This is a genomic window from Rhodococcus sp. KRD175 (assembly GCF_017168275.1).
Classification (GTDB): Bacteria; Actinomycetota; Actinomycetes; order Mycobacteriales; family Mycobacteriaceae; genus Rhodococcoides; species Rhodococcoides fascians.
In genome coordinates this window covers 388,831-403,087 of sequence record NZ_JABFAQ010000002.1, presented here as the reverse complement: position 1 = coordinate 403,087, position 14,257 = coordinate 388,831, and the positions used below count along the sequence as shown (strand labels likewise).

Annotated in this window: 12 protein-coding genes; 7 read left to right on the top strand and 5 right to left on the bottom strand. The window is 64.9% G+C overall.

Annotated features, from left to right (window positions below; all coding sequences use genetic code 11):
* Positions 1–27: 27 nt before the first annotated feature.
* Together J1M81_RS02520 and J1M81_RS02515 are read left to right on the top strand one after the other, a co-directional pair.
* Positions 28–1,293 carry a trans-acting enoyl reductase family protein gene (locus J1M81_RS02520; RefSeq protein WP_037219349.1) on the top strand — a complete coding sequence of 422 codons (1,266 nt, stop codon included), beginning with the start codon at positions 28–30 and terminating at the stop codon, positions 1,291–1,293.
* 5 nt (positions 1,294–1,298) lie between these two features.
* Entirely contained in the window at positions 1,299–2,627 is a 1,329-nt protein-coding gene (locus J1M81_RS02515; protein WP_283348091.1) for a CoA transferase, read from the top strand.
* Here the strand turns inward: J1M81_RS02515 and proP are convergent.
* Positions 2,616–4,046, bottom strand: coding sequence for a glycine betaine/L-proline transporter ProP (proP, locus tag J1M81_RS02510; protein WP_371831431.1), 1,431 nt, complete (start codon positions 4,044–4,046; stop codon positions 2,616–2,618). The two genes, J1M81_RS02515 and proP, sit on opposite strands and share 12 nt — an antisense overlap.
* A gap of 306 nt (positions 4,047–4,352) precedes the next feature.
* Here proP and J1M81_RS02505 point away from each other — a divergent pair, with 306 nt between their 5' ends.
* The gene (locus tag J1M81_RS02505; protein ID WP_032372444.1) at positions 4,353–4,823 is read left to right on the top strand and encodes an OsmC family protein; all 471 of its coding nucleotides are present in this window, start codon (positions 4,353–4,355) and stop codon (positions 4,821–4,823) included.
* On the top strand, positions 4,820–5,857 hold the full coding sequence (locus J1M81_RS02500; RefSeq protein WP_094717472.1) for a nucleoside hydrolase: 1,038 nt from the start codon (positions 4,820–4,822) through the stop codon (positions 5,855–5,857). Before J1M81_RS02505 ends, J1M81_RS02500 begins: the two co-directional genes overlap by 4 nt.
* A gap of 12 nt (positions 5,858–5,869) precedes the next feature.
* On the opposite strand, the gene meaB is transcribed toward J1M81_RS02500, so the two are convergent.
* From meaB to mutA, 3 genes are read right to left on the bottom strand one after another with little or no spacing between them, the layout of a single operon-like run.
* Complete coding sequence (meaB, locus tag J1M81_RS02495) at positions 5,870–6,868, bottom strand: methylmalonyl Co-A mutase-associated GTPase MeaB (protein WP_032365780.1); 999 nt, start codon at positions 6,866–6,868, stop codon at positions 5,870–5,872.
* Positions 6,869–6,870: 2 nt separating this feature from the next.
* Positions 6,871–9,141, bottom strand: a complete 2,271-nt coding sequence (gene scpA, locus J1M81_RS02490; protein ID WP_032372446.1) for a methylmalonyl-CoA mutase — start codon at positions 9,139–9,141, stop codon at positions 6,871–6,873.
* On the bottom strand, positions 9,138–11,018 hold the full coding sequence (gene mutA / locus J1M81_RS02485) for a methylmalonyl-CoA mutase small subunit (protein ID WP_206497538.1): 1,881 nt from the start codon (positions 11,016–11,018) through the stop codon (positions 9,138–9,140). Before mutA ends, scpA begins: the two co-directional genes overlap by 4 nt.
* Before the next feature lie 200 nt (positions 11,019–11,218).
* Here mutA and J1M81_RS02480 point away from each other — a divergent pair, with 200 nt between their 5' ends.
* From J1M81_RS02480 to J1M81_RS02470, 3 genes are read left to right on the top strand one after another with little or no spacing between them, the layout of a single operon-like run.
* Entirely contained in the window at positions 11,219–11,935 is a 717-nt protein-coding gene (locus J1M81_RS02480; RefSeq protein ID WP_032400764.1) for a TVP38/TMEM64 family protein, read from the top strand.
* A gap of 31 nt (positions 11,936–11,966) precedes the next feature.
* Positions 11,967–12,566, top strand: coding sequence for a hypothetical protein (locus tag J1M81_RS02475; protein WP_206497537.1), 600 nt, complete (start codon positions 11,967–11,969; stop codon positions 12,564–12,566).
* A complete protein-coding gene (locus tag J1M81_RS02470; RefSeq protein ID WP_094715397.1) occupies positions 12,563–13,072 on the top strand; it encodes a hypothetical protein in 510 nt (169 codons plus the stop codon). Before J1M81_RS02475 ends, J1M81_RS02470 begins: the two co-directional genes overlap by 4 nt.
* Here J1M81_RS02470 and J1M81_RS02465 read toward each other — a convergent pair whose 3' ends face one another.
* Positions 13,073–14,257, bottom strand: coding sequence for an SPFH domain-containing protein (locus J1M81_RS02465; RefSeq protein WP_032370513.1), 1,185 nt, complete (start codon positions 14,255–14,257; stop codon positions 13,073–13,075).

The window sequence follows — 14,257 nt, the reverse complement described above, 5'->3', positions numbered from 1 at the left end:
GGCGGCGTTCGCGTTAGTGTCGTAACCATGACTACGTCCGACTCGGATTTCACCTCAGGCCCCGACCGCACCCACGACATCGTCGTCTACGGCGTCACCGGATTCGTAGGAAAGCTGACGGCGAAGTACCTCGCCGAACACGCGCCTGCCGACACCCGTATCGCGCTGGCAGGCAGGTCCACCGGACGCATCGAGGCAGCGCGAAAGGAACTGGGACCCACCGCCCAGAACTGGCCCGTCATCGAAGCCGACGCCGCCGACACCGCTGCGCTGCGATCCATGGTCGAATCGACCCGAGTCGTCATCACGACGGTCGGCCCGTATGCCAAGTACGGCATGCCACTGGCAACTGCGTGCGCCGAGGCCGGAACCGACTACGTCGACCTCACCGGCGAGGTGCTCTTCGCTCGCGAGAGCATCGACACCAACCACGAGATCGCACAACGTACCGGTGCCAGGATCGTCCACTCGTGCGGGTTCGACTCGGTTCCGTCCGACATCGGTGTCCACGCTCTGTACGAGGCCGTCACGGCCGACAATGCGGGCGAACTCACCGACACCACGCTCGTGGTCACCTCGATGTCGGGCGGGGTCAGTGGCGGTACCGTCGACTCGCTCCGTGGTCAGATCGAGGCCATGAAGAAGGACAAGCGGGCCCGACGCATCGCGGCCCGTCCGTATTCGCTGAGCCCCGATCGAAGCCTCGAGCCTCAGCTCGGCCGCCAACTCGATACCGTGCTCATCGACGGAAAGAAGATCGATCCGAGCCTGCGCGGGTGGAAGGCTCCGTTCGTGATGGCCTCGTACAACACACGAGTCGTGCGGCGTACCAATGCACTTCGAGACTGGGCCTACGGGAAGCAGTTCCGGTACAGCGAGGTGATGAGCGTCGGCTCGTCCGTCGTCAGCCCGGTGCTCGCCGGTGCACTGTCGGCAGGACTGTTCGTCGGAGTGTCGGCCATGACGGTACTGCCGGGCAAGGTGCTCGATCGCATCCTGCCCAAGCCCGGTAGCGGCCCCAGTGAAAAGGCCCGAGAGAAGGGCCATTTCACGGTCGATCTATACACCCTGACGACGTCCGGGGCGCGATACCGGGCCCGGGTCAAAGCGTCCGGCGACCCCGGCTACAAGGCGACGGCGGTCATGCTCGCCGAGTCCGCACTCGCGCTGGTTCTCGGTGGAGACGCACTGCCGAAAGCCAGCGGAGTTCTCACTCCCGCGACGGCCATGGGCGACGTTCTGGTGGACCGTCTGAATGCGGCCGGTATGGAGATCTGGGCCAAGCGGAACTGATTGCGGTGCAGGGAACGTCGGGCACGACTGGATATCTCGCATCGACACTTCCGGTCGCGGCGCTCGCCGCCGAGTCGGTCGGTGCCCTCGGCACCGCCGTCGCCCAGTTGCAAAGCGCGCTGGGATCGGTGACGACGGATTCCGAGACGGTGACGCCGACAGCGTCCATGGCGCGTATCACCGCGTCGTTCATGGGCGACACCGTGTTGCGGATCGACGGCGAGCCGGTGCAGGGTTTCGCCGATCTGTCCGGCTTCTTCCCGGTGTCCGACGGTTGGGTGAGAACCCACGCCAACTACCCACACCACCGAGAGGCATTGCTCGGTGTGGTGGGCCTCGGTGGCGCCGGCTCGGCGGAGTCGATCGACGTGTTCGGCGATCGACTCCGTGGAATGTCCGGGTTCGAGCTCGAAGAGCTGTGCGCGGCGTCGGGCGCTCTGGCCGTGCGGGTCCGCACGGAAGATCAATGGTCCGCTCACCCCGCTGGTATTGCCGCGAGCTCCGGTCCGGTCGTTACACGAAGTGCGGCCGATCCGGCTGCCCGAGTGCGCATTCCGTCGTTCCGGCTGCTTTCGTCGCTTTGGCCACACGGTGCCGAATACCCGTTGGCGGGTATCCGGGTGCTCGATCTGACGCGGGTGATTGCCGGTCCTGTCGCTACGCGCGCTCTCGCACTTCTCGGTGCCGACGTGCTCCGTGTCGATTCGCCCCGGCACCCGGAGTTGCCCTGGCAGCATCTGGAGAACGGCCAGGGCAAGCGGTCGGCCCTGCTGGACCTGGACACGGCGGAGGGACTCGATCGGATGCTCGGGCTCCTCGACTCGGCCGACGTGCTCGTCACCGGGTATCGGCCGGGGGCCCTCGATCGTTTCGGCCTCGAACACCGGGCGGACCTCGTCCACGGGCGCATCAGCGCATGGGGCACAGAGGGTCCCTGGTCGCGGCGGCGGGGCTTCGACAGCCTCGTTCAGGCTGCGAGCGGTATCTCTGTTCTGGAAGGCCGTGACGGTCGGCCCGGTCGGCTTCCGGCTCAGGCGCTCGATCATGCGAGCGGTTATCTGCTGGCTGCCGGAATCGTCTCGGAACTGGCGGCGCGCGTAGAAGGGTCGGGCGCTGCGGCACCGGTCGACGTAGCGCTCGCAGCAACGGCGGCGTGGCTGACCGGTCTTCCCGGGCGCGACCCCGAACACGGCCCCGCCGCGCTACCGCCACCCGAGTGCGTGGTCACGCACGGCTCGGTGACGGCAGCGCGACCGGTGTTCGACTGCTACTCCGACTACGCGTACCCGGCTCACGTCTGGGGTAGCGACGAGGCCGGTTGGTTACCGCGCTGACCGGTCTGCGGAGCTACTCCCGGTCAGTGCAGAAGCCTCGGTGTACAGATCCTTGGCCTCCTCGGTCGAATCCACCTGGGGCGGAGAACCATCGAGCGGCTGAGTAGCCGACTCGCGGAGGAAACCGACGGCGATCAGACCGATGACGCCGCTGATGATCAGGTAGTAGGCCGGGATCATGGTGCTGCCGGTGGAACTGACCAGGGCCGAGGTGACCAGCGGTGTGGTGCCGCCGAAGATCGACACCGACAGGTTGAATCCGATCGACAGTGCGGCGTAGCGCACGCGCGTCGGGAACAGTGCAGGCAAGGTGGAGGCGCTGGGTGCGGCGAAGCACGCCAACACCACTCCCAGCAGCAGGCACGCAATCAGAGGCCCGATCCATCCGCTGCGCTGAATCAGCAGAAAGCACGGGATGGCCAGGACTATCTGTCCGATGGCACCGAACACGAACACCGGCTTGCGGCCGATTCGGTCGGTCAGCCGACCGACGGCCACGATGATGGACACGACCACGACCATCGCGGACAAGACCAACAGATCGGCGCTGAGCTGGCTGCGACCGACGACCTCGGTGAAGTACGTGGGCAGGTACGAGGTCACCATGTAGTTGGTGACGTTGTACAGCAACACGATTCCTATGCAGATGAGCAGTGCTTTCCAATGGACCGTGAAGATCTTTCCGATCGAGCTGCGTCCGGTCTCCTGCGCCTTGACCTTGGAGTCGTGCTCGTCGAGTTGCTTGCGGAACGCGGGGGTGTCCTCGAGCTTGAGGCGCAGGTACAAACCGATGATGCCCATCGGTCCGGCAATGAAGAACGGTATGCGCCAGCCCCATTCGATCATGGTGGCGTCGCCCAGTACCGCATTGAGAATCGTCACCAATCCGGACCCCATCGCGTATCCGACGAAAGTGCCGAAGTCGAGCCAACTGCCGAGAAAACCACGTCTTTTGTCGGGTGAGTATTCGGCGATGAAGGTCGTGGCACCGCCGTATTCACCACCGGTCGAGAATCCCTGAACCAGGCGGGCGACGAGCAGCAGGATGGGAGCCCAGATTCCGATCGAGTCGTAGCTGGGAATCAGGCCGACGGCCAACGTACCGATCGACATCATGATCATGGTGGCGGCCAGGACCTTCTGGCGTCCGATGCGGTCGCCGAGAGGGCCGAAGAAGAGTCCACCGAGTGGCCGTACTACGAACGCGGCCGCGAACGTGGCGAAGGTCGACAGCAACTGGACTGCGGGTGACGCGTCCGGGTAGAACACCTTGCCCAGTGTCGCGGCCAGATAGCCGTACACACCGAAGTCGAACCATTCCATCGTGTTGCCCAGTGCCGCTGCAGACACGGCCCGCTTGAGCATGGGCTGGTCCACGACTGTGATGCTCTCTTCCGACATCGCCGGCTTGCGACGCATACGTTTGAAGAATGCGTCACGCCGCAGACGCTGTACGTGGCGCTGGCCCCATTTCGGGATCTGGGGTGACGACTCGGGCGATTCTGGACCTTGCGCAACCGTCATTGCAGCAACGTTAGCGAGCGCAATGACCAGCAGACAAACGCCGAAACGGACATCGGCACGCACGAGCGTATATTCCCCCAGGTAGAGGACGGTCGATCGAATCTTGGCCACTACCTTGACAATTGGCGCATTGATCGCAATACGGACAGGTCTCCTCGGCGTGCGTGACGACGGTGGACGGCGGCCTGGCACGATGGACCCATGCCCACCCATGACTACGCCCTGGCCGTGAGCTGGACCGGCAATCTCGGACACGGGACGGCGAATGCAGCCGCATACGACCGCGATCATTTGGTCACGGCACCCGGAAAACCCGATCTCTCGGCCAGTTCCGATCCGAGCTTTCGAGGCAATCCCGAGCGGTGGAATCCAGAGGAGCTACTCGTGGCGTCGCTGTCGAGCTGCCACATGCTGTGGTACCTCGGGTTGGCCGCCGCGTCGCACGTGACCGTCACCGACTACGTCGACTCCCCCACCGGGGTCATGACCGAGCAATCCGACGGCTCGGGGCAGTTCGTCGAGGTGACCCTGGCTCCGGTAGTGACGGTCGCCGAGTCCTCGATGGTGACCCGTGCGGAGGAACTGCACGCCGAGGCCGCAGCCAAGTGCTTCATCGCCCGATCGGTCAACTTCCCGGTCCGCCACAACCCGACGACTCGGGTGAACGCATGACCGTACCGATGATCGTCGACGTCGACACCGGGATCGACGACTCGCTCGCACTGCTCTACCTGTTGGCCACCGACGAGGCCGAGATCCTCGGCATAGCGTCCACCGCCGGTAACGTGCCGGTGAACCAGGTCGCCGCGAACAACCTGGCCTGGCTCGACCTGTGCCGCGCGGCCGATATCGAAGTGTCGCTCGGTGCGCAGGTGCCGTTGGTGGCACCTTTGATGACCACCGAGGACACTCACGGACCGCAGGGCATCGGATATGCGGAGCTGCCGGTGTCGAGTCGGGACCTGTCCGCACGCGATGCCACCACGATGTGGATCGAGTTGGTTCGCTCGCGACCGGGTGAGATCACCGGTCTCGTCACCGGTCCGCTGACCAATCTCGCGCTGGCGGTCCGCCGAGACCCCGAGTTGCCTCGGCTTTTGAAGCGATTGGTGCTGATGGGTGGTGCTTTTCAGCATCAGGGCAACACGACGCCGACGAGCGAGTGGAACATCGCGGTGGACCCCGAGGCTGCAGCGGAGGTCTTCGCCGCTTTCTCCGGACTACCCGAGGACCGGCGTCCGATCGTGTGCGCACTCGACATCACCGAGACCATCGAGATGACACCCGAGCACATTCGCCTTCTCGGTGAACGCGCCGGAAGCGTTCCGGCCGAGCTGATCTCGTCGACCGATGCGCCGGGGACGCGATCGACGGCCTCGAACCCGATCGTGCGCCATTTCTCGGACGCGGTCCGCTTCTACTTCGAATTCCATCGCGATCACGAGCAGGGCTTTCTGGCCCACATGCACGATCCGTTCGCCGCTGCAGTGGCGGTGCAACCGGATATCGCCACCTACCGGCACGCGACCGTGGACGTGGAACTGGTCGGAACCCTCACTCGCGGAACGACGGTGGCGGATTGGCGCGGAATGTGGGGCAAGCCTCCGAACGCAGCCATCGCCACCCACGCCGATCCTCAGGCGTTCTTCGATCAGCTCGTCGAACGCGTCGGCGAGCTGGCGGCGACTCTGTACCCCGCCCAGTAGGGACAGCAGACGTCAGGAATCGAAGGCGTCGAGTAGTTCCTGAGCGGCCAATGCGGCCGTGAGCGACCCGTCGCGCACGCGAGATTCCACGTCGTCTCGAATTGCCTTCACCGACGGGCTCTGAGCCAACCGGCGCAGTAGCTGATCGTTGACCATCGTCCACGTCCAGTCCACCTGCTGCTTGCGACGCTTCTCGGCGAACTCGCCTGCGTCACGGAGCACCTGCTGGTGGCGGAGCACCGTGTTCCAGAACTCGTCGAGGCCGGTGCCTTCGATGGCGCTCATCGTCAACACCGGGGGCTTCCAGATCGCATCGTGCGGATAGATCAGCCGCAGCGCACCCGCCAACTCTCGCGCCGCGTTCTTCGCGTCGGTCGCGTGCTTGCCGTCGGCCTTGTTGACGGCCACCAGATCTGCGAGTTCGAGAACGCCCTTCTTGATGCCCTGCAACTGATCCCCGGTACGCGCAAGCGTGAGGAACGTGAAGCAGTCGACCATGTTCGCGACGGTCACCTCGGACTGGCCCACGCCCACGGTCTCGACCAGGATCACGTCGAACCCTGCGGCTTCGAGCAAGACGATGGTCTCTCGAGTCGCGCGGGCCACTCCGCCCAACGTTCCCGAGGTCGGCGACGGCCTGATGTATGCGTTCTCCTGCACCGCCAAGCGCGACATACGGGTCTTGTCACCCAGGATGGAACCACCGGTCCGCGTCGACGACGGATCGACGGCCAGCACCGCGACCCGGTGGCCCTGTTCGATCAACCGCATTCCGAGCGCATCGATGAACGTCGACTTCCCGACCCCCGGAACCCCGGTGATGCCCACCCGGTGCGATCCGCCGGCGTCGGGCAGTACCCGGAGGAGCAACTGCTGCGCCAAGTCGCGATGGTCCGCGCGGGTCGACTCGACCAACGTGATCGCCCGCGCGAGGCCGGATCGTTCGTTCGCTCGGACCGACTCGGCCACCGCATCGATGTCGATGACGCGGCCCTTGTTCGGAGAGTTCATATTCAGGCGTTGGCCTCGCGTGGTGCATGCCCGAGCGCAACGGACAGCTTCTCCACCAGGCCGATCGCCGCGTCGGCGATGACGGTGCCCGGAGGGAAGATCGCCGCGGCACCCGCCGCGTAGAGCTCGTCGAAATCGCCCGGGGGGATGACGCCACCGACGACGATCATGATGTCCTCGCGCCCGACGTCGGCCAAGGCCTGTCGCAAGGCAGGCACCAGCGTCAGATGGCCCGCCGCCAGCGACGACACTCCGACGACATGGACGTCGTTATCCGCCGCCTGCCGGGCCACCTCCTCGGGCGTCTGGAACAACGGACCGACGTCGACGTCGAAGCCGATGTCGGCGAACGCCGTGGCAATGACCTTCTGGCCTCGGTCGTGTCCGTCCTGCCCCATCTTGCACACCAGAACACGAGGACGACGGCCCTCGTCCTCGGCGAACTGTTCGACCAACGCGGTGGCACGGGTGATGTTCTCGGATTTGCCTGCCTCGTCGCGGTACACACCACTGATTGTCCGGATTTCGGCCTGGTGGCGCCCGTAGACCTTCTCCAAGGCGTCGGAAATCTCACCGACGGTGGCCATCTTGCGGGCGGCATCGATGGCGAGAGCCAGTAGATTGTTCTCCATGCCCGGCTGATCCGACGCTGCGGCCCGAGTCAGGTTCGCCAATGCCGCCTCGACCTCGGCGGTGTCCCGCTCGGCACGAAGACGCTCGAGCTTCTCGATCTGTTCTTTTCTCACCTTCGAGTTCTCGACCTTGAGTACCTCGATGGTGTCGGGCTCGTCGGGCACGTACTTGTTGACGCCCACCAGCGGTTGGCGCCCGGAGTCGATGCGCGCCTGGGTACGAGCCGCCGCCTCCTCGATGCGCAACTTCGGAATGCCTTCGCCGATGGCCTGCGCCATGCCGCCCGCTTCCTCGACCTCCGCGATGTGTGCGCGAGCCCGATTCGCCAGCTGATGGGTGAGCCACTCGACGTAGTGCGACCCGCCCCACGGATCGATCGGCCGAACGGTGTTGGATTCCTGCGCGATGAGTAGCTGAGTGTTGCGGGCGATACGGGCCGAGAAGTCGGTCGGCAACGCCAGTGCCTCGTCGAGCGCGTTGGTGTGCAGGGACTGCGTATGGCCCTGGGTCGCGGCCATGGCTTCGACACAGGTGCGGGCGACGTTGTTGAACACGTCCTGTGCGGTCAGCGACCAACCCGACGTCTGCGAATGAGTGCGCAGGGAACGGGATTTGGCACTCTTGGGCTCGAATTGTTGGACGAGCTCGGCCCACAGCAGGCGCCCCGCGCGGAGCTTGGCAACCTCCATGAAGAAATTCATTCCGATGGCCCAGAAGAACGACAGTCGCGGTGCGAACGTGTCGATGTCCATGCCCGCATCCAGACCGGCCCGGATGTACTCGACACCGTCCGCAAGGGTGTAGGCGAGTTCGAGATCGGCTGTGGCACCGGCTTCTTGGATGTGGTAGCCGGAGATGGAGATCGAGTTGTACTTCGGCATCTTCTCGCTGGTGTACGCAAAGATATCCGAGATGATGCGCATCGACGGCTTCGGCGGATAGATGTAGGTGTTGCGCACCATGAACTCTTTGAGGATGTCGTTCTGGATGGTGCCGGCGAGTTTCTCCGGCCCGACGCCTTGCTCCTCCGCGGCGGCGACGTACAGCGCCAGAATCGGCAGCACCGCTCCGTTCATGGTCATCGACACCGAGACGCTACCGAGGTCGATGCCGTCGAACAGCTGACGCATGTCGTAAATGGAATCGATTGCCACCCCGGCCATTCCGACGTCACCCTGCACTCGCGGGTGATCGGAGTCGTAGCCCCGGTGCGTGGCCAGATCGAACGCCACGGACAGGCCTTTCTGCCCGGCCGCGAGGTTGCGGCGGTAGAAGGCGTTGGACTCGGCCGCGGTGGAGAATCCGGCGTACTGACGAATGGTCCACGGCTGGTTGACGTACATCGTGGGATACGGCCCGCGGAGGAACGGCGGAGCACCCGGATAGCTGTGCAACGGGTAGCCCTCTGCCTCGGCGGCGTCCCGGTCTGCCTCGGTGTACACCGGCTTGACGTCGATGCCCTCGGGAGTGGACCACACCACCTGCTCGGGGGTGTAGAAGTTCGCCTTGGCACCGTTCTTCACGTGTGTGGCCACGTCCTCCGCGGACGGCGACGACGGCGTCGGCTCGTCGGGATCGACCAGCGGTACGTCGGCGAAACTGCCGATGGTGTGCGAGATTCGGTTCTCGTCGGTACTCACTTCGAGGCTCCCAGCGTGTCGAGAAGTTCGGTCAGCACGGCGACGGCGTCGACCTTGGCGGTCAGGAATCCATCGGGACGGGACGGGCCGTCGACGCCGGCGAAGATCTTTTCCGGGCCGGCGAGCAAGACCCGCGAGACCCCTGCTGCACGCAGAGCATCCACGGCAGTAGCGGCCTCGTCGCCGTAGCGCTTGTCGGTTCCGCACACCACGGCGATCGAGGCTCCCGACGCTTCGACAGCACCGGCGACAGCGTCGACGCCCAGGGGGCCGGGGTTGACCGCTTCGATTCCCCCCGACGCCAACAGATTGGACGCGAAGGTCGTCCGGACGTTGTGCTCGGCGACGGTCCCCAACGGGACCAGTAGCACCTGGGGCCGCGAATCATGTTGGGCCAGATAAGAATCGGATCGATCTCGGAGCGACTCGAATGCCCGGCCGTACCGATACACGGGTGCCGAGCCGGCAGGCTGCGTCTGCTCGGGAGTCAGGGGGGCCTCGGCCAGATTCGGAAACTCGTTGACACCGGTCAGCGGAGTGATGCGATGCGCGATGTCGGAATCGCGCTCTGCACGGGTCTTCTCGATGTCGGCGACCAGCGAACCGTCCGCGGTTGCTGCAGCGAATCCGCCCGACGCTTCGATGGTCTGGAAGAAGTCCCACGCCGTCGCGGCAACCGCAGCCGTGAGTTCCTCGATGTACCACGAGCCCGAACCCGGATCCAGAACCCGACCCAGATGGGCTTCCTCCAGCAGGAGCAACTGAGTGTTTCTCGCGATACGGGCAGCGAACGTCTTGGACACTCCGGCGGCGCCACCGTTCAGTGCCGCGTCGAACGGCAGCACCGTCACCGAATCCGCACCACCCACTCCGGCGCCGAACGACGCAAGAGTGGTACGCAGCATGTTCACCCACGGATCGCGCTGCGACATCATCGCTTCCGACGTCACCGCATGCTGAGGAGCATCACCGGCGTCGGGCGCACCGCACACCTGCGCAATCCGTGCCCACAGAATGCGAGCAGCGCGAAACTTGGCAATGGTCTGGAACTGGTCGTCGGTTGCCGCGAATCGAAACTCGATCTGGCGCAAAGCATCCGAGACGGCCACACCGTTCTCGGTCATCGAACGGACGTACTCGAGTCCGGCCGCGATCGACGCACCCAGTTCCTGCGCATCCGACGCACCGAGATTGTGGAACACGGTGCCGTCGACGGTGATGGCACGCATCGACTCGGCGCGGTCGATGCACGCGCGAGCCAGTTCGAGTGCCTCGGCCATCGCTATGGATTCCGTGCCTGCCACTGCAGCAGTGAGAGTGTCCACTCCGAGCCTGACGTCGACGGCGGCGCGATCGTCGATCTCTGCCGCATCGAGAACGTCGAACAGTGCCGTCGCTGCCGCGCGAACATCCCTGCGGGCATCGATCGTCAACGGGGCCAGCTCGAGCAGCACACCACGGAGAGCCTCCGACAGATCCGACGGATCCAACCCACGCGACCCCACCGTCAACCAGAGCGCACTGGTGCCGTTGGCGAGCGAATCGAGGATCTGACCGTTCAGCGCGGGCACACCGTCACGAACGTCGGAACCGTGACGCGTGCACACCTTCCAGCCCGCGTTGACGTCCCGATGCGGATCACGCCCCCGCAGGTACGGAAACTGCCCCGGCAACGGACCCTCGGGGCGCTCGTCGAACGCGGTGTACAGCGGAGACACCGTGATTCCGTCGTACGTCGTGGAATCGAGAAGATGTTCGGGATCGGCAGGCAGATCGGCCACATCGACCCGGCGAGACTTGGCCAGGACCCCGGCCACCGCCTGCTGCCAGGCCGCGTGGGCACTGCGTGCGGCATCTTCGTGCGACGCGATGGACACGTGTGCTGCTCCCTCGGTTCGGCGGGCAGTCCTACACCCGACTTGAAGTGATGCTAACCCCACCTACATGCAGGCTATCGTGAGGATCACCTCACGTTCGGTGACCCACGCCGCAGGCTCCGCTCCCGCCCCTTTTCGGTCACTCCGCAGGCTCCGCTCCCGAACCGTTCTGTCATCTCACGCCGGTACTCTTGCCTCTCGTGACCCGGCACCTGCGCGACCTTCGTCTGATCGCGCTACTGGCGGTGATCGTCGTCCTGGCTGTCGTTGCGGTGTTCGCCCCGCATCCGAGCGTCGAGCAGATGCGCCAGTGGGGCACCTCGGTCGGTCCTGCGTTTCCGCTCGTGTTCTTCGCCGTCCATGCACTGGTGACCATTGCACCCATTCCCAGAACCCTGTTCACATTGAGCGCCGGAGTGCTGTTCGGGCCATTCACCGGTCTGGCGGTGACGATCGGTGCCTCTACGGTCAGCGCTGTCCTCGCCCTGCTGTTGGTTCGGGCGATCGGGCGAGAAGCCGTGGCGTCGCGGATGTCGCATTCGGCTCTCGACTCTGTCGACGAGAGCCTGCGCCGACGAGGGTGGCTCGCGGTCGGCTCTCTGCGATTGATCGCCCCGGTGCCTTTCTCTCTGGTGAACTACGCCTGCGGTGTGTCGGCGGTTCGACTCGTACCCTTCGCTCTGGCCACTGCCGCCGGCATGCTGCCCGGCACCCTCGGGATCGTGGTGATCGGTGGAGCAATCGGCGGGCAGACCCATCCCGCACTGCTGGTGCTGTCCGGGATCTGCATTGCGATCGGCGTGAGCGGGTTGTTCGTCGACTGGCGGTTGTCGCGGACTCGTGAGGCCGCGTCGGCACCGGAGAACAGGCGTCAGGGTGAGAACCTTGATTCGGGACAATCAAGCCTGGAAGCTTGACTTGATCCAATCAACGCTCTAGCCTTGTCGAATGTTCGTCATGACCGTCGACCAGCGTCGCAGCAGACGCGACATCGATCGCGTGCCCGATCTACTGGACCGCTATCGAGATTTCGATCTGATCCGCCCGTTCGAACGCACCGCAGGCGACGAGGTCCAGGCCGTCTGCGAGGACGCAGCAACCGTCGTCGCGATCGCCCTCGACCTGGTGGCGACGCCGCATTGGAGCGTGGGAATCGGCGTCGGTTCGGTCGAGCTTCCGTTACCCGACACGACGCGCGCCGGCCGGGGCCAGGCATTCGAGGCTGCCCGAGACGCCGTCACCAGAGCGAAGAACGCGCCTGCTGCGCTCGCCGTCACCGGACCCGAGCCGGAAGCGGCCGAGGACGCCGAAACCGCATCGACCTTGGTTGCCATACTCGTCGCTCGTCGCTCGGACCAGGGCCGAGAAGCGGTTGCGCTCATGGCAGAGGGAATGTCGCAGACCGACGCGGCCGAAAGGCTCGACATCAGCAAACAGGCTATGTCGCAACGACTTTCCGTCGCCGGCTGGCACGTCGAAAACGCCGGCCGCACCCTTGCCGCGAGGTTGTTGAACGCGGCGAACACGACAGGAAGCCACACGTCATGATCGTCGTCGCCCTCGTTCTACTGGCTCTGACGGCAGGTGTCGCCCTCGTCCCGGCCGGTGACCGCGTCAGGCTGTGGGTCCCCACCGCGGCTGCCTCGACTCTGCTCACCGCAGCCGCTGTGCTTGCCACGCTCGCCGGGCCGGCACACGGCGTCGGTCATGCAGTCGGAGTCGTCCTGAGCGTTGCCGTGGCCGCCGTCGGCGGCACCGCCGTGGTGCCGAGCGTCTTTCGCGTCGCCAGACGACAGAACGACTCGACCGACGACGAGCCGGTCGAGCCGCTGCGTGGAGGGTTGACGATAGGAATTCTCGAACGTGTTGCCGTTGCGGTATCCATTCTCACCGGCTGGCCCGAGGGAATCGCCATCGTACTGGCGGTCAAAGGACTTGCGCGCTACCCCGAACTGCGCGAATCCCACGCCTCCGAACAGTTCATCATCGGCACCTTCGCCAGCGTTCTGTGGGCACTGGCAGCAGCGGGCGTGGGATTCGCGATCAATTCGTGATCAGCGCGCTTCCGGTTCTGCCTCGGGAGATGCCGACAGGGCACCGATATCCAGACCCTTGGACAGCTCCGGAGATGCGGCCAACGACGTGTCCACCGGCTTACGGGCCACCGCCTCGGCGGCCTTGACGGCTTCGGCGACAGCCGGATCGGTCTTTGTCTCGAACCACTCTGCAACCTCGTCCGAGTCGTCCTCGGGCTTCGGCTCGTTGCCCGCGGACTCGTTGGGCTCGTATCGGAACACCCCGTCCTCGCCTGGGGCTCCGAGGGTCTTGGCGAATCCCTTGAGAGCGTCGCCGAAATCGCTCGGGATCATCCACACCTTGTTCGCGTCGCCCTGCGCCATCTGAGGCAACGTCTGCATGTACTGGTAGGCCAACAGTTCTGGAGTGGGCTTACCGGCCTTGATGGCACCGAAGACCTTCTCGATGGCCTTCGCCTGCCCCTGAGCCTCGAGGTACTTCGCGGCGCGATCACCCTGAGCCCGCAGAATTCTGGACTGACGCTCACCCTCGGCAGTGAGGATGGCCGCCTGCTTGCCGCCCTCGGCTGCGAGGATTCGGCTCTGCTTGTCGCCCTCGGCTGTCTTGATCGCCGATTCACGGTGCCCCTCGGCCGTGAGAATGGTCGCGCGCTTCTCGCGGTCGGCCTTCATCTGCTTCTCCATCGATTCCTGAATCGAGGGTGGCGGATCGATGCTCTTGAGCTCGACGCGGGCGACTCGAAGACCCCACCGACCGGTGGCCTCGTCCAGCACCACTCGGAGCTGACCGTTGATCGAATCACGGGACGTCAGAGTCTCTTCCAACGTCATTCCGCCGACGACGTTACGCAGCGTGGTCGTGGTCAATTGCTCGACACCGACGATGTAGTTGTTGATCTCGTACACGGCCGACTGTGGATTGGTCACCTGAAAATAGACGACGGTGTCGATCGACACCGTCAGGTTGTCCTTGGTGATGACCGGCTGCGGCGGGAACGAGACGACCCGTTCTCGCAGATCGACTTTCGCACGGATGCGATCGACGAACGGGACGAGGAACGTGAGCTGACCGGACACGGTACGCGTGTACCGACCGAGTCTTTCGATCACTGCTGCCTCGGCTTGCGGGACGATCGAGATGGACTTGGCCATCAACACGGCGACGAACGCAACGATGACGGCCAGTGCTATGAGTGCTTCCAC

Coding starts and splice junctions, on each gene's coding strand:
- J1M81_RS02520 (WP_037219349.1), top strand. CDS start 28: ATGACTACGTCCGACTCGGATTTCACCTCAGGCCCCGACCGCACCCAC.
- proP (WP_371831431.1), bottom strand. CDS start 4,046: ATGCGTCGCAAGCCGGCGATGTCGGAAGAGAGCATCACAGTCGTGGAC.
- J1M81_RS02505 (WP_032372444.1), top strand. CDS start 4,353: ATGCCCACCCATGACTACGCCCTGGCCGTGAGCTGGACCGGCAATCTC.
- J1M81_RS02500 (WP_094717472.1), top strand. CDS start 4,820: ATGACCGTACCGATGATCGTCGACGTCGACACCGGGATCGACGACTCG.
- meaB (WP_032365780.1), bottom strand. CDS start 6,868: ATGAACTCTCCGAACAAGGGCCGCGTCATCGACATCGATGCGGTGGCC.
- J1M81_RS02475 (WP_206497537.1), top strand. CDS start 11,967: ATGTTCGTCATGACCGTCGACCAGCGTCGCAGCAGACGCGACATCGAT.
- J1M81_RS02470 (WP_094715397.1), top strand. CDS start 12,563: ATGATCGTCGTCGCCCTCGTTCTACTGGCTCTGACGGCAGGTGTCGCC.